This window comes from Falsihalocynthiibacter sp. BN13B15, from assembly GCF_041205415.1.
Taxonomy (GTDB): Bacteria; Pseudomonadota; Alphaproteobacteria; order Rhodobacterales; family Rhodobacteraceae; genus Falsihalocynthiibacter; species Falsihalocynthiibacter arcticus.
The window spans coordinates 526,230-540,527 of the sequence record NZ_JBGFCE010000002.1; the positions used below are offsets into that span (position 1 = coordinate 526,230).

14 protein-coding genes are annotated in these 14,298 nt (G+C 55.9%); 12 read left to right on the plus strand and 2 right to left on the minus strand.

The annotated features are described in order from the left end of the window. Nucleotides 1-84 precede the first annotated feature (84 nt). From AB9F26_RS05215 to AB9F26_RS05225, 3 genes are read left to right on the plus strand one after another with little or no spacing between them, the layout of a single operon-like run. Nucleotides 85-330, plus strand: coding sequence for a hypothetical protein (locus AB9F26_RS05215; protein ID WP_369767468.1), 246 nt, complete (start codon nt 85-87; stop codon nt 328-330). A gap of 25 nt (nt 331-355) precedes the next feature. Continuing rightward, nucleotides 356-1,087, plus strand: coding sequence for a lysozyme (locus AB9F26_RS05220; RefSeq protein ID WP_369767469.1), 732 nt, complete (start codon nt 356-358; stop codon nt 1,085-1,087). Then, nucleotides 1,087-1,404 carry a hypothetical protein gene (locus AB9F26_RS05225; protein WP_369767470.1) on the plus strand — a complete coding sequence of 106 codons (318 nt, stop codon included), beginning with the start codon at nt 1,087-1,089 and terminating at the stop codon, nt 1,402-1,404. The genes AB9F26_RS05220 and AB9F26_RS05225 overlap by 1 nt, the downstream gene beginning before the upstream one ends. A gap of 524 nt (nt 1,405-1,928) precedes the next feature. On the opposite strand, the gene AB9F26_RS05230 is transcribed toward AB9F26_RS05225, so the two are convergent. Further along, the gene (locus AB9F26_RS05230; RefSeq protein ID WP_369757751.1) at nt 1,929-2,339 is read right to left on the minus strand and encodes a hypothetical protein; all 411 of its coding nucleotides are present in this window, start codon (nt 2,337-2,339) and stop codon (nt 1,929-1,931) included. 320 nt (nt 2,340-2,659) lie between these two features. Here AB9F26_RS05230 and AB9F26_RS05235 point away from each other — a divergent pair, with 320 nt between their 5' ends. Beyond that, the gene (locus tag AB9F26_RS05235; RefSeq protein ID WP_369757750.1) at nt 2,660-2,836 is read left to right on the plus strand and encodes a hypothetical protein; all 177 of its coding nucleotides are present in this window, start codon (nt 2,660-2,662) and stop codon (nt 2,834-2,836) included. A gap of 216 nt (nt 2,837-3,052) precedes the next feature. Here the strand turns inward: AB9F26_RS05235 and AB9F26_RS05240 are convergent, their stop codons facing one another. After that, entirely contained in the window at nt 3,053-3,718 is a 666-nt protein-coding gene (locus AB9F26_RS05240) for an ArsR/SmtB family transcription factor (RefSeq protein ID WP_369767471.1), read from the minus strand. An 87-nt stretch (nt 3,719-3,805) separates the two neighbouring features. Here AB9F26_RS05240 and AB9F26_RS05245 point away from each other — a divergent pair, with 87 nt between their 5' ends. The 8 genes from AB9F26_RS05245 to AB9F26_RS05280 all read left to right on the plus strand — a co-directional run bounded on the left by AB9F26_RS05245 (nt 3,806) and on the right by AB9F26_RS05280 (nt 14,120). Beyond that, nucleotides 3,806-4,657, plus strand: a complete 852-nt coding sequence (locus AB9F26_RS05245; protein WP_369767472.1) for a sterol desaturase family protein — start codon at nt 3,806-3,808, stop codon at nt 4,655-4,657. After that, nucleotides 4,654-5,955, plus strand: coding sequence for an MFS transporter (locus AB9F26_RS05250; protein ID WP_369767473.1), 1,302 nt, complete (start codon nt 4,654-4,656; stop codon nt 5,953-5,955). Before AB9F26_RS05245 ends, AB9F26_RS05250 begins: the two co-directional genes overlap by 4 nt. Then, entirely contained in the window at nt 5,948-6,664 is a 717-nt protein-coding gene (locus tag AB9F26_RS05255) for a DUF1499 domain-containing protein (protein ID WP_369767474.1), read from the plus strand. Before AB9F26_RS05250 ends, AB9F26_RS05255 begins: the two co-directional genes overlap by 8 nt. A 24-nt stretch (nt 6,665-6,688) precedes the next feature. Continuing rightward, the gene (locus AB9F26_RS05260; protein WP_369767475.1) at nt 6,689-7,114 is read left to right on the plus strand and encodes a rhodanese-like domain-containing protein; all 426 of its coding nucleotides are present in this window, start codon (nt 6,689-6,691) and stop codon (nt 7,112-7,114) included. A 600-nt stretch (nt 7,115-7,714) separates the two neighbouring features. Next, on the plus strand, nt 7,715-9,439 hold the full coding sequence (locus AB9F26_RS05265; protein WP_335586535.1) for an ATP-binding protein: 1,725 nt from the start codon (nt 7,715-7,717) through the stop codon (nt 9,437-9,439). Continuing rightward, complete coding sequence (locus AB9F26_RS05270) at nt 9,436-10,773, plus strand: sigma-54 dependent transcriptional regulator (RefSeq protein WP_335586534.1); 1,338 nt, start codon at nt 9,436-9,438, stop codon at nt 10,771-10,773. Before AB9F26_RS05265 ends, AB9F26_RS05270 begins: the two co-directional genes overlap by 4 nt. Nucleotides 10,774-10,901: 128 nt before the next feature. Beyond that, nucleotides 10,902-11,897 (plus strand): TAXI family TRAP transporter solute-binding subunit, encoded by a 996-nt coding sequence (locus AB9F26_RS05275; RefSeq protein WP_335586533.1) that lies wholly within the window; start codon nt 10,902-10,904, stop codon nt 11,895-11,897. Between the two features lie 66 nt (nt 11,898-11,963). Then, nucleotides 11,964-14,120 carry a TRAP transporter fused permease subunit gene (locus AB9F26_RS05280; RefSeq protein ID WP_335586532.1) on the plus strand — a complete coding sequence of 719 codons (2,157 nt, stop codon included), beginning with the start codon at nt 11,964-11,966 and terminating at the stop codon, nt 14,118-14,120. Nucleotides 14,121-14,298: the final 178 nt, after the last annotated feature.

Below are 14,298 nucleotides of genomic sequence, written 5' to 3' on the forward strand. Positions count from 1 at the left end.
CCGCGCCTTCCCTTCCCCCTAAAAATTTAATGAGTCTTTTGCCCCGCCTGCGGGGAAAATTGTGACGAAAAAAGGATCTGCGATTTGGAACAATTCAGTGAAACGGAACGCGCGACCCTGGCCTCTGTGGCCGACATGTTTGCCGTAAAAAAGGACCGCGACGATTTTCGGGAATTGGTGCGCAGCGGCGCGACGGTGCGCGAAATGGTCCTGGCCTACCGCACGCAAAAACGCATGATTTCATCCCTAAAGGCGGTGGCCTCTTTGATCGCGGTGATCGGGGCCGCCTATGCCGCCCTCAAGCAATTCGGTGTTTTCCCAAAATTATAATTTGAAAATTTGGAAGGTAAAAAAAATGAAACTGATACCAGAATGGAAGCAAGTTTTGACCGGGGCGTGGTCCTCGGTGCTGGCGATTGTTGGCGCCCTGGCGCTGGCGGCCGGCGCGGCTTGGGAATATTTCAGCCCCGAGGATCTCGGGCTTGAGAATTGGCAATATTTGGCCATCGCGGCTTTGCTCTCGGCGGGCGTGTCTGGCGCGCGTGTGACACAGCAAGATGCCCTTGCCAAAAAGGTGGCGGAATATTTGAGCGCTACCGGCGGGGCGATCAAACGGCGCGGCGTGGGGATCCTTGCAGCGAGTGCTGTGGCATTGGCCAGTGCGGTTTCCTTTGTTGGCGGTTGGGAAGGTAAAGAGAACCAAGCCTATTGGGACAGCATCGGCAAGGTCTGGACGGTGTGTCACGGCGAAACGCGCGGCGTGGGGCAGGGGGATTACTACACCGATGCGCAATGCGCGGAGATGCTGGCCGAGGGCCTCCTAGAATTTGAGCGCCAGCTCGATCGCTGTTTGGCGTCGCCCATCCATATTCCCGTCAACACAAAGATCGCGCTGATGGCCTGGTCCTGGAATGTGGGTGTCGGTGCTGCCTGTCGCTCCACATTGGTGCGTAAAGTGAACACGGGCGATCTGCTGGGGGCCTGCCATGAATTGCCGCGCTGGAACAGGGCGGGTGGCAAGGTGATCCGTGGCTTGAGCAACCGGCGCGGGGCCGAACGCAAGCTGTGCCTCTCTGGGCTGGGGTGATGCGTCTTCCAAATCCTTGGTTCATTCTGGCCGTTTTGGCGGCGCTCAGTGGCATCTATGGGCTTGGGCGGGGCCATGGTGCAAAGGCGGCAATGCAGGACGTGCAGGCGGCGACACAGCGCAAAAACCTTGAGTTGTTCAACCTTGCCGAAAAAACATCCCGCATCGCCGCCGAACTCAACAGGGAACGCGCTGCGCGTGCAGCGCTTCAGGAGGATTTTGAAGATGCAGCCAATGAAGCAATGGGGGCCGATCGCTGCGCTGTTGATACTGACAGCGTGCAACGGATCCGCGCCCTCTGGGATGCGCGCCCCTAGGCCTGATGCCGAGCTGCTCGCACCCTGTGAAAAACCACGGCTCGCACCAGGTGCAAAGAGCCAAGCTCAAATGGAAATCGCGGTCGGGCGAATTGGCAATGATTTGATCACTTGCGCCGATCGGCATGGGGCGCTGGCGCAGTGGGCGATCGAGCATACTGCAATTGTTGGTCCTCGATAGAGCGACCGCAAAACGAGATACCCTCGCCTACGGGCGGGGGCGCTCGGTGTATCAGCACCTAACACCACGCGGCAAATATTCAAACCAACCGCGCCGACAATCCGATTAGAATATCGTCGCCCGACTCTCGCGAGAGCGCGCGACCTATATTTGAGAATCAATCATGAACACAATGACTAAGGTGCCCGCAGCTGCCCCTCGGCCAATTCCGCTTGAAGCGCCTGTAATGAGTGCTTTCGTGGCCATTTCCTCGTTACCCTCCATCGATTCCTGACTTTCGAACTTTAGCACACAGTTCAACGGGCAGGATTAAAGAGAGAATACAATGAGCAGCAGGGATGAATTATTCTGGGAAAATCATCACTTCATCGCCGGTATTTCCGACCGTAAACGCGACGAATTTTGCGCCCTCGGTTGAGCTGACGTTATTGGCCACCATGTTCAGGTTTGGAATTTCATACGCCGCCTCGCCTGGAAGAAGTGTCAGCGCGTCAAGGCCGTCAGCTTCAATCATGATCGAACCTTCGATCATATAGACGAATATGTGGCCAGGATGGAAGTGACGGTCGATAGTCCAGCCGGGGCCTACTTCGAATAATACAACATTCGACTCTTTACCGGCGATGTCCTCGAGCGGCATATTCAACAGCCCTGTTGTCACCATTTCGCCAGTTTCCAGTGCCGAGCTTTGAGTTCCGACAAATGAGAAAGCTGCCACGGTCGCGATTAATACTAAATGCTTACGTTTCATCATATTTCCCTCGTTTTATGGAATCATTGATTATTTTAACGTTATACCCACCTACGCTTTAAAGAGACTAAGACCATCGATCGATTTAAAGACACTAAGACCATCGATTATAGCGCAAAGCTTAGTAAAAGTCAAATATTCCAATCTGGTGAAGCTAAAGTGCTGTCAACGCCGGAGCTACAGAGTGCCTCAGACAGCATCAGGTTGGACTATCGGATACCGACCCTATCTTCCCCCCCTATGCTCAACCCAGAGGCAATGACAAAGCCTCCGCCATGCTCATGAAGCGGCTCCGCACAGTCATCCCAGACAAGAAGATCACCATGCACTCGCTGCGACACCGCATAAAGGACAAGCTGCGCAACTCTGGCTGTCCTGAAAGCCTCTCCATGGAAATCCTTGGACATGCCCAGGGCAGTGTCGCGGCCAACTATGGCTCAGGCTATGCTATCGACGTCATGCGGGAGGCGTTGGTGAAGGTTTGGTGGGAGTGTTGCTAAGTTGGGTGGGGGCAGCTACCGGCCTTTAGACGCCATTTGAGAAACAAGTCTGACGACCGCTCCCAGCCCGAAGCGGACGCGAGACGGACTTCCAATCAGGCCGCAGCGCTTCTGCAAAGAATTCCAGAAGTCGCCACGCTCTTCCGGAGCCCGCAACGTCTGCTTTGCAAGGAATTAGCTAAATTGGACTGCGGTGACAGCAAATAAGGTTTCAGTTCATCGGGACATTGACCGAATGGCACGCCCGTCCTCCCGCCATTCCGGCAATCCTCCCTCAAGGCGCCGCGCGTTGAAGCCATGTTTGCGCAGGGCGGCGACCGCCTGGTGGGCATAGACGCAGTAGGGTCCCCGGCAGTAGGCGACGATATCGGTCCTCGGATCGAGGGTCGGAACGATCCGCTCGAGCTCTGCCAGCGTCGTGTTGAGCGCGCCCGGAATGTGGCCGACTGCGTATTCGTCGGCGGGCCGGATGTCAAGAACGGTCACCGCCCCCTCGGCGAGCCGTGCCGCGAGTTGCTCCCGGCTGACCGGTTCAGGTGCATCTTGCCCGCCTGAGAGACCGCGAAGGATGCGGTCTACCTGCGCCAGGTTCCGCTCGGCGACGACCCGCAACAGATCCATCAACGCAAGCGTCTTCGCGTCGGTCAGCCGGTAGATCACCGCCTTGCCGTCGCGGCGGCTGGTGACAAGCGCTGCGCGGCGCAGCTGCTGCAGATGCTGTGAGCAGTTGGCGATGGTGAGGCCGGTCTTTTCGGCGAGCGCCTCCACGTTACGCTCTCCCTGCGCCAGTTGTTCGAGAAGTGACAATCGCGCCGGAGCGGACAGGGCGCGCGCGACGAGTGCGTATTCCTCAAGAAGTGCTATCTTCGGGCTGATTGACACCGGGCGTCTCCAGACGTTAAATCATTCAAGTGACAATTTGAATGATAGCGATTCCATCGCTTCCGACAACCCCGAAGTCCAGAACCCATGTCCGAGACCATCCTTGCTGCCGAACCGACGATCCGCCTTGCCGCCTTTCTGGGTGTTCTGGCGGCTATGGCGCTGTGGGAAGTGGCGGCCCCCCGGCGTCGGCGGGAAATTCCTCGGGTGATCCGCTGGACGAACAACCTTGCGCTCGTCGTGGTCGACACGGTCATCCTGCGGCTGACCTTCCCTATCATCGCGGTCGGCCTTGCGGTCATGGCCGAGGACCGTGGATGGGGGCTGTTCAACAACATCGACGTGCCGGTCTGGCTGGCCATCGTGATCTCGATGCTGCTGCTCGATCTGGCGATCTATCTGCAGCACGTGATGTTCCACGCGGTGCCGGGGCTTTGGCGGCTGCACCGGATGCACCACGCCGATCTCGATTTCGACGCGACGACGGGCCTGCGCTTTCACCCGGTGGAAATCCTCATTTCAATGGGGATCAAGCTGGCAGTGGTCGCAGCCCTCGGCCCACCCGCCATAGCTGTCCTGCTGTTCGAGGTGATCCTGAACGCTGCGGCGCTCTTCAACCACGCCAACATCGATCTGCCGCGCCCCGTTGACCGGGTGCTGCGCCTGTTCGTGGTGACGCCCGACATGCACCGCGTGCACCATTCCATCGACCCGCGCGAGACCAATTCCAACTACGGCTTCAACCTGCCCTGGTGGGATTGGCTGTTGGGCACCTACATCGCGCAACCCGCGAAGGGGCATAAGGGTATGGAGATCGGCATCGAGCAGTTCCGCACCCAGCGCGACCTCTGGCTCGACCGGATGCTGATCCAGCCCGTCCGCGGACCGGCGAGTGGTCATGCGCTCGACCCCCGAATGACGGCGAAGGAGCCGGAATGACCTACGCCCTCGGCATCCGCGAGAACTTGCGCCCTTTTTTGGAGCAGCTTCTTCAAGTCTTCTTCGTTGGCCTGACCATTGGCCTCCAACGCACGGTGATCCCTGCCTTGGCCGAGACTGAGTTCGGGGTCGTTCAGGGCTCGATGACCGCGATCTTTGCGTTCATCGTCTCCTTCGGGATCATGAAGGGGGCGATGAACTTCGTCTCGGGGCGCCTGTCCGAACGCGTCGGGCGGCGCAAGGTTCTCATCTGGGGTTGGCTGGTGGCCCTGCCGATCCCGTTCATGATCCTCTGGGCGCCGTCCTGGGGCTGGATCGTGGCGGCGAACGTGCTTCTGGGCGTCAACCAGGGGTTTTGCTGGTCGATGACCGTCACGGCGAAGATGGACATCGTAAAGGGGTCCCAGCGCGGGCTCGCCACCGGGTTCAACGAGTTCGCGGGCTATGGCGGCGTGGCTCTGGCCGGGCTGGCAACCGGTTATCTCGCCAGCTCCTTCGATCCGCGAATGAGCCTCTTCGTCTTCGGTCTTGTCGTGATCCTTCTCGCGCTGGCGGCGGGGTTACTCGCCTTCACCGAGACGCTTCCCTATGCAAGGGCCGAGGCTGCGCGGCACAAGTCAGGCGCGACCACAGGGCCGCGCCCGCGCTATGTGGAAGGGCCCGAGAGCCCGACGGCGGGCCAGATCTTTGCCCTCGTCACATGGCAGAACCGCACCTTCATGGCGCTGGCGCAGGCGGGCAGCGTCGAGAAGTTCGTCGATGCGCTGATGTGGGCGCTGGTGCCTGTTTTCATGGTGGCGAAGGGCGCGAGCCTGATCGAGATCGGCTGGGTCACCGGCATCTACGGGTTCGTCTGGGGTGGCAGCCAACTTTGGACCGGGCCGCTGTCTGATGCTTTGGGGCGCAAGTGGCCGACGGTCGCAGGCTTCTTCCTCTGTTCCGGTGGCGTCCTTGTGTTTCCGTTCCTCGCAACAACTTCGGGTTGGGCCGTTGCCGCCGCCATCATCGGGGTCGGCATGGCGCTGCTCTATCCGACCCTCATCGCCGCGATGGGTGACATCTCGCACCCGTCATGGCGCGGCTCGGCGCTGGGTGTCTACCGGTTCTGGCGCGATCTTGGCTACGCCATCGGGGCGCTCGCCATGGGTCTGATCGCAGATGCGTCGGGGACGCTCGAGGCCGGGTTTTGGGTCACGGGGCTTGCCATGGCGCTGTCGGGAGTCTGGCTGATCGTCGCGATGGAAGAGACCCATCCCCGCCTCAATCCCTCACCCGACGCGGAGCGCACGCATGCCTGACATCCTGACCCGTCGCCTTGGCTTCCTTTCCATCCTGCTGGGACTCGCGTCCCTTGCGCTTCTCGCCGTGTCGGTCTGGGGTTTCCGGGCGGGAGGGTGGCCTTGGCCGCAAGCGTATGACGTTGCCGGTTGGGGGGCCTGGACGGGCGGTGCGGGCGTCATTGTCGCGCTGGCCGGTGTGGTGGTCTGGTGGCGCCGACGGCGGGGCGACATTGCTGTGCTGCTGGGGCTGATCCTGTCGCTGCCCGTCGCAGGCCTTGGCACCGTCTTCGAGATCGCTGCGCTCACGACACCGCCGATCAACGACATCTCGACTGATATCGAGGACCCCCCGGTCTTCTGGTTCACGGCGACGCCCAGTGACTACCCGGCGCAGAATGCCGATCCGCAGGGAGCCGCCTATCCGCATGTGCGCCCGCTGGAGCTGCCGGTCTCCGGAGACGAGGCCTTCGCGGCAGCGCTGGCATTCGTGGAAGCACGCGGCTGGGATGTGCTCTCGGCCGATCCCGTTGAGAGCCAGATCGAGGCCATCGCCACGAGCCGCCTCTTCGGCTTCGAGGACGAGGTGGCGATCCGGGTCACCGAGACCGACACCGGCACCCGCATCGACATGCGCTCGCGCTCGCGCCTAGGCCAGATCGACCGTGGTTTCAACGCCCGGCGCATTGAAGCTTTCTTTACAGACTTGAAACTGAAAACCGGTGAATGAAAACGAGAATAGAGGAGTAATTTGATGAAAGTATGCCACACTCTTGCGGCGGCGACCGTCGCGTTCGGCATCTATATGGCACCCGCCCAGGCGCAGGACGCCGCCATTGAGGCGATGCAGGAATACATGATGTTCTCGGAATACGAATCCGGCATCATCCTGCCCCAACAGATCGATCAGTCCGTGTTCGAGTCGGCACTCTTCGTCGACACACGGGATGCGGGACAGTTTGAAGACGGCACGATTCTCGGTTCCGTCAACATCGAATGGCGCGAAGTGCTCGACCGGATCGACGAAATTCCAGAGGGTCGCATGACAATACTATTCTGCAACACCGGGAGCTTGTCGGCCCAGGCGGCCTTTGCCCTGCGCGTGGCCGGTCGAGCGAACGTCGTTGTTTTGCAAACTGGCCTCACCGGTTGGCAACAGGACGCTGCATACATGCCTTGAAGGAAACGTCCTGCTCGGAATTTCGGGCAGAACGAATTTACCTAAGCGGACATTGGTGGTGGGCGCTCCAGGGTGCCCCCACCAGGGTCAAAATACCCAACTAAACCGTCGGTGCGAAGTGGCTTTGCAAAGGCAGCTTCTGCGCAAGCCGACCCTGGTGTAGATTGCGTCGAACGACCGCTTCCCGCCGTTAGTGTCGAATGCTGCGGTCGCATAAAGGTCTCGAGCCTAGCTCTAGCATAGATGTCGCGAACGGCCCTTTGTTGCCGTTCGCCTACCCTCGATAATGCCGCAGTGCGGCCCGTTAGACCGGACTTTCGCTGCGCCAGCAGAATCGAGTGATCGGTGAATTCACAGACTGCGGACTTAGCCGCCGTTCACTGCAATTCCGTCGATGTCCGCTAATGCTGAGATCATCGCCTTCTTATTGGAACGGTTGCTGCCACGATTTCTAAGTAGGGTGAGAGTCTCTGACTTCGGAATTCCCTTAAGAAGTGCCTTGCCCTGCGAGTTTCCGCAGGGCGCTTTCGGTAGGTGTACTGGATAACTGTTTACATAAAGTCCCGTCCGGTATCACATACATCCTCATAGGAGAGGTCAATGCCAACTGAGATCGATATTGAGCGCGCGCCTAGAAGGATGCGCAAACGCGTTCTTGGCGTATTGCTTTTTACTGTTTTGCTTGCCACTGCAGCGACCTTCTTTGGGGCTCAGCATTATTTCGAACGGTTGGAGGGTGAAACGGCAATGAACCGTATGGCCTTGTACCAGCGTGCTTTGAACGAAACGCTACGCCAACACCAGCATTTGCCCTTCGTGTTGGCAAGCGATCCGCGTTACGCTCAGGCATTGCAGCCCAACTTTGTGACGCCTGAAACAAACGAAAGGCTGCAGCGTTTGGCAAGTGAAGCCAAGTTGGAAGCCATTTACCTCATGGATGCAACGGGACGTGTTGTAGCGACTTCTAATGCCGATAAGCCGCATAGCTTCCTTGGTCAAAACTATGGTTTCCGTCCTTATTTTCAAAGTGCCTTGCAAGGCGAGCGTAGCGATTACTTCGCAATCGGTGCGACATCTGGACGACCTGGATATTTCGTTGCGGAACCTGTTTCGTTTGCTTCAAATACCCAAAAAGGCGTCATAGCGATCAAGCTGGATGTGAGCGAACTGCAACGGTCATGGGAAAGCGACAGTGAAACAGTTGTTGCAATCAATGAAGACAATATCGTCGTTTTAGCCTCCAACCCTGATTGGCTTTATCGACCTGTTAGCACCCTCGATTCAAAGGTCCGCATGGCGATCTTGGAAAGCCGTCAATTTGGCAATGAACAACTTCAATCGCTAGATTGGATGCCCATTGGAACAGACCGTGTGCGGCTGGAAGGGACTGATTATTTACTAGCATCCGGGACGTCCGAATGGCGGAACTGGACCGTCCATTACTTGCATCCTCAAAGTATCATTTTACGCGAAACCCTTCTAACAACGGCCTTTTTCGGTAGTATCATCACCTTCCTGTTGGGGTTTGCAACGTTCCTTCGGTCGCGGCGTATCGAATTGGCGTACGCTGCATCCGAACGGCGGCGTACAGAATTGATCGAAACAAATCGACGCTTAGAACATGCGCAGACAGAATTGGCACGTAACGCTAAGTTGGCAGCACTTGGCCATTTGGCAGCCTCCGTTACACATGAGTTGGGTCAGCCGATAAGCGCATTTCGAAACCACCTTGCTGCAGCGGAGATAGGCAATGAAATTACTTCGCCCCAAACCGCTGCAAACCTGAACAAGCTTGTGGACCGCATGGAAGCTGTCACAGCGCAATTCAAATTTTTCGCGCGCGGGCGGGGTGATAAGAAGACCAAAGTGAACTTGGCAACCGTCTTTGAAGAGGTAGAGAACTTACTACAAGCCGAGCTCTTAGAGGGACACATTAACTTCCAAACTGCGCACTTACCCAGTCCGATCTATATTCATGCCCATCAAATTCAATTGGAGCAGGCGCTGGTAAATCTGGTTAAGAACGCAATTCACGCTGTTGAAGACAAACCTAAGCCGATGATTAAAATTGATGTTTCCACCAACCGAGGCGTTCTTAAAATCCACGTAACGGACAACGGTCCGGGACTTGCGAATGCAACCCTCACCGACCTGCAAGAGCCATTTTTCAGCACGAAACCCTCCGGGATTGGGATGGGGTTGGGTTTGGCTATTGCGACTGAAATCATTAAAGATCACGGCGGGGAACTCGCCCTTGGTGACGTCCAAGATGGCGCGACGTTTATCGTGACGTTATCATTTGATGCGAACGGGAGTAGATCATGAGCAAAGGGACCGTACTTGTTATCGAAGATGATCGCGAAATGCGTGTTTCATTGGATCATTTGTTGCAAAGCGCAGGGTATGACACCGTCATTGCAAAAAATGGGTCTGATGGGTTGGACGCTTTGCAGCAAAACGCACCCGATGTTGTGTTAAGTGATGTTCGGATGCCTGCAATGGATGGGCTTGAATTTCAGCGAAAAGCGCGTGAAATCAGCCATGTACCTGTCGTTCTGATCTCGGCGCACGGTGATATCCCAATGGCTGTCGGCGCGTTACAAGATGGTGCCTATAGCTTCATTGAAAAGCCATTCGAACCCCGCCGCCTTTTGGGAATTCTGAAGAATGCAATTCGGATGAAGCGGCTGGAAGACAGTACCAAACTGTTGCAAAATAGATTGGTCGAATTGGCTGACTTGGAACGTGTTTTAATCGGTAACAGCACGCAGATCGCTGATACCCGTGATTTAATTTTCGACTTTTCCATGAGTCGCGCAAATGTCTTAATTCTTGGACAAACGGGCACTGGAAAGGAATTGGTCGCGCGGGCTTTGCACGATCTTGGTCAGATCCCTGCCGCCCCGTTTATTCCAATAAACTGCGCCACGATCCCACCAGAACAGTTTGAAGAAACTGTATTTGGCACCATCGATAATCCGCGCGGATTGATGAGCCAAGCCGACGGTGGAACGCTGTTTTTAGATGAACTCAGTTCGATGCCCTACCAGTCCCAATCCAAATTTCTGCGCGCGATCGAGACGCAGCAATATCAACGCGTGGGCGAGACCGAAGTTCAAACTGTTGAACTGCGCGTGATCAGCGCCGCATCGGGGCAGATTGCGCAAATGGTCATCGATAAAACCTTTCGCAAGGATCTGTTGTTCCGTCTCAACACCCTCGAAATCTCACTGCCCTGCTTAGCCGATCGCGGTGAAGACGTGTTGTTGTTGTTTCGTCACTACCTGGAACGGCTTAGCCAGCTTTACGAACTGCCATCCCCGACGCTCACGAATGACGATATCTCGGCCCTTATCGCGTATGATTGGCCCGGCAATGTGAGGGAATTACAAAACGTTGCTGAACGGCGTGTGCTGGCCCAGCGTCGTGGCGGTGGGTCTGTCAGGCATTCCATGGCCAAGCAATCGACGTCGCAGGCTTTTCCCGAAACCCTTCGTGAAGCTGTCGCCATGTTTGAACGCGAGTTGGTAAGCCGTGCGATCCAAAGCGAAAACGGACGCATGGATGATGTCGCTGCGTCCCTTGGGATAGGACGACGCACTTTGAACGAGAAGATCGTCAAACTAGGACTAGATAAAGAAGCCATTTTGTCGCGTTAAACTGCCATGCGGACATCCGCAGACAACTTTATGCGTCTCCTGCATTTTCTCACATATCGCGACTCCCGCCCAGTTTGGCATAACCGTCACAAGCCGGATTAATGGCTAAATTTCTGGGAGGAAATATAATGAAAATGTTGAAAGCACTTGTTGTCAGTGCCGGTCTTGTGACGTCCGGCGGTGCCTTTGCGCAAGGCGCAGACTACGTATTGAATACAGCATCAACGGGTGGCACCTATCACCCCGTAGGTACAGCGATCTCGACCTTGTCAAAAATAAAATTGCTGCCAAAGCAGGGGTTTTCGCTCACGGCCGTGAACTCTGCAGGGTCCGGCGCTAACGTCCAAGCCTTGTCCGCCGGCACCGCCGATTTCGCAATTTTGCAGGGTCTGTTCGGATCATATGCCGTCACAGGCACAGGCCCCGTAAGTGAGCCACAGGCGAACCTTCGTTCGGTTACAATGCTTTGGCAGAACGTCGAGCAATTTATTGTGCCAACGGAAAAGGCGACAACAGGCACAGTCGCAGATTTGACTGGCCTGAAAGGCATGTCTGTTGGCATGGGCAAACAGAACTCTGGCACCATCGGGTCCAACACTGTTTTGCTTGCTGGCCTGGGCTTAGATGTCGGGTCTGACTTCACGCTGGTCTCAGCAGGGTACGGTCCCACGGCAGACGCCTTGGCAAACGGGCAAGCGGTTGCCGCTGGCATCCCGTCTGGTCCACCAACTGGTGCGATCACAAAACTGATGGCTTCCAATGAAGGTAAATTCACAATCCTTGACGTGACGGCTGAACAAAACGCTGCGATGGACGCTGGCCGTAATCTTTGGGTGCCATACACAATCGCGGCTGGTACCTACCCCGGTCAAACCAAGGACGTGAACACAATCGCGCAACCCAACTTTTTGGCTGTGAACGCAAGCGTTGACGAAGAACATGTCTATATGCTGACCAAAACCATGTATGAAAATTTGCCGTTCTTGCAAGCGATCCATCCCGCAACCAAAGCGATGATGATTGAATCAGCAATGGCAGGTCTTCCGGCCCCCCTGCACCCAGGGGCCGCGCGTTACTACACAGAAGTTGGTCTGGAAATTCCAGCAAACTTGATCGCGCAATAAGACACTAAGACCGCGATAAGGGGCACCATTTTGGCTGCCCCTTATTCCTTTTGGGGGGAGAACCACATGACAAACGCTGCTGTACAAGAACCAATGACCCGAGACATGCTGTTAAGAATGCCGCGGGGTAAGTTTGGGACACAGCACATCGTGCTTGTTTTCGCGATGTGTTTTGCCATTTGGCACGTTTTGACTAACGTTTACCTGACGGAACCCGGGCTTTGGCAAAACGCCATCCATTTCGCAGGTTTTGCATTTCTCGCCTCCATCACCCTTAGCCCTTGGGGCAAACACTCTGGTCAAACGTGGGCTTGGGTCGTGGACACCGTTTACGGATTGCTCGTGGCGAGCGCTGCGTTGTGGGTGGCAGGGGCCGAAAGCGGTCTCTACGAACGATCCCTCGCGGTGACCGGTTTGGGCTGGCAATTTACTATCATTGATTGGGCCGCAGGTTTGCTGCTGATATTTGCATGTATTGATTTGTCGCGTCGTGTGTCCGGTTGGGTCATCCCGATCTTGATCGTCTTGTCCCTCAGCTATATCTTATTCTTGGGTACAATGTTGCCGGGTGTCTTCCGCTCTGCGAGCCTTCCCATAAACGATGTTTTGTTCCGAACGCTTTACAATGATGAAGGTATGTTCGGTATCCTTGCCAACATCTCGGTCACGAACATTACCTTGTTCATGATCTTTGGCGGCTTTCTGGTTGTGTCGGGTGCCAGCAACTTTGTAATCGAAATATCCAAAGTTGTGGCGGGCCGTATCAAAGGCGGCGCTGCATTTGTCGCGATCATCTCTTCGGCTTTGACGGGTACGATTTCCGGATCAGCCATCGCCAATACGGCGTCCACTGGGGTCATCACCATTCCCTTAATGAAGTCTAACGGCTTTCGGCCAAAATTTGCAGCGGGCGTTGAAGCTGCGGCATCAACGGGTGGTCAACTAATGCCACCAATCATGGGGGCTGGTGCATTCGTTATGGCCAGCTATACATCCATCCCCTACGGCACAATTGTTGCCGTGTCTGTTGTGCCTGCCATCCTCTACTTTCTATCAGTTGCCTTTATTGTGCGCATTGAAGCCGTCAAATATGATGTTGGGTCCGAAATCGATCTGACCGTAGATCACGGCAAAATGTTGTCCGGTGGTTTGGTGTTTGTCATCCCATTGGCTGTGATGATCTGGTTGTTGCTCTCTGGCGTGACCCCATCCTTTGCCGCCTGCTGGGCCATAGTTGCTGTGATCGCAACCTCGTGGTTCACCAGCTTGCTTGCATGTTTCAGCAAAGACGACGGGTTCACACCCGTCAATATGGGCCCAGCAAAGATTTCTGAGGCACTGGTGAGCGGCATCAAGTCAGCCATCATGACCGCCATTTTGTTGACGGCTATCGGGATTATGAACAATGCAATTGTGACCAGTGGCGTTGGAAATGGATTTTCGTTGATGATCGCACAGTGGTCTCAAGGGTCTTTGGTGTTGGCGATTGGGCTCATCGCGATTGCCTCACTTGTATTGGGAATGGGGCTGCCCGTAACGGCCGCCTATATTATTCTCGCTATCTTGACCGCGCCCGCCTTGGCTGGGATCATGGCCGACGGCCTCATCGCAGAACAGTTGATGGCTGGTATCACTGATCCGGCAAAGTCGGGGTTGTTCTTCCTTGTGGATCACCCGCTGGTCGCACAAGTGGCGACGGGTATGACCAAACCCGAGGCATGGGAATTGATCCGAAACATCCCCTTCGAAATCGCGGTCACAATCCGGCCTGTCATGGTCGATCCTACGATGCTGACGACGTTTTTGTTGACGGCGCATTTGATCATCTTCTGGCTCAGTCAAGATTCCAACGTGACGCCACCGGTGTGTCTTGCAGCATTCACAGCCGCCGGTATTGCGGGTTCACCTCCAATGGCAACAGGTTTTGAAAGCTGGAAAATCGCCAAGGGTCTATATGTCGTGCCATTGTTGTTTGCCTACACACCTCTGATTTCAGGCGACCTGATTGAAGTGCTGCAAATTGGCTTCTTCGCACTGTTCGGAATTTACGCAACCAACGCTATCATCCAGTGGTACGCAGAGGGTCCAATTGGCCCTATCAGCGCATTGCTTTTGGTTCTTGGTGCAGTGGGAGCCTACTGGCCTTTGGCACTGCTTCCCAACATCATAGGCGCGTTGGCGATTTTGACGGTGATCGTTTTATCTTCTAACCGAAAAGCATAGGGGGCAAGCATCAAAGTGGATCCTAAAGCAGACTTTCGTGCAGATTGCAGCATGGGTCAGATTGGGCTCACTGCCGCCATTAGATCGTTTGCAGCATTCGTGGATTTGACCTCTTATTGAACGGCTGCTTTCGCCAGATTGCCCGAGAGCCCGCGCACTTGCAGCGAAAGTCCGCAAT

Bases quoted from the DNA above. Each gene is read 5' to 3' on its own strand.
- AB9F26_RS05220 (WP_369767469.1), top strand. From the start codon at position 356: ATGAAACTGATACCAGAATGGAAGCAAGTTTTGACCGGGGCGTGGTCC.
- AB9F26_RS05225 (WP_369767470.1), top strand. From the start codon at position 1,087: ATGCGTCTTCCAAATCCTTGGTTCATTCTGGCCGTTTTGGCGGCGCTC.
- AB9F26_RS05230 (WP_369757751.1), bottom strand. From the start codon at position 2,339: ATGATGAAACGTAAGCATTTAGTATTAATCGCGACCGTGGCAGCTTTC.
- AB9F26_RS05235 (WP_369757750.1), top strand. From the start codon at position 2,660: ATGCACTCGCTGCGACACCGCATAAAGGACAAGCTGCGCAACTCTGGC.
- AB9F26_RS05245 (WP_369767472.1), top strand. From the start codon at position 3,806: ATGTCCGAGACCATCCTTGCTGCCGAACCGACGATCCGCCTTGCCGCC.
- AB9F26_RS05250 (WP_369767473.1), top strand. From the start codon at position 4,654: ATGACCTACGCCCTCGGCATCCGCGAGAACTTGCGCCCTTTTTTGGAG.
- AB9F26_RS05255 (WP_369767474.1), top strand. From the start codon at position 5,948: ATGCCTGACATCCTGACCCGTCGCCTTGGCTTCCTTTCCATCCTGCTG.
- AB9F26_RS05260 (WP_369767475.1), top strand. From the start codon at position 6,689: ATGAAAGTATGCCACACTCTTGCGGCGGCGACCGTCGCGTTCGGCATC.
- AB9F26_RS05265 (WP_335586535.1), top strand. From the start codon at position 7,715: ATGCCAACTGAGATCGATATTGAGCGCGCGCCTAGAAGGATGCGCAAA.
- AB9F26_RS05270 (WP_335586534.1), top strand. From the start codon at position 9,436: ATGAGCAAAGGGACCGTACTTGTTATCGAAGATGATCGCGAAATGCGT.
- AB9F26_RS05275 (WP_335586533.1), top strand. From the start codon at position 10,902: ATGAAAATGTTGAAAGCACTTGTTGTCAGTGCCGGTCTTGTGACGTCC.
- AB9F26_RS05280 (WP_335586532.1), top strand. From the start codon at position 11,964: ATGACAAACGCTGCTGTACAAGAACCAATGACCCGAGACATGCTGTTA.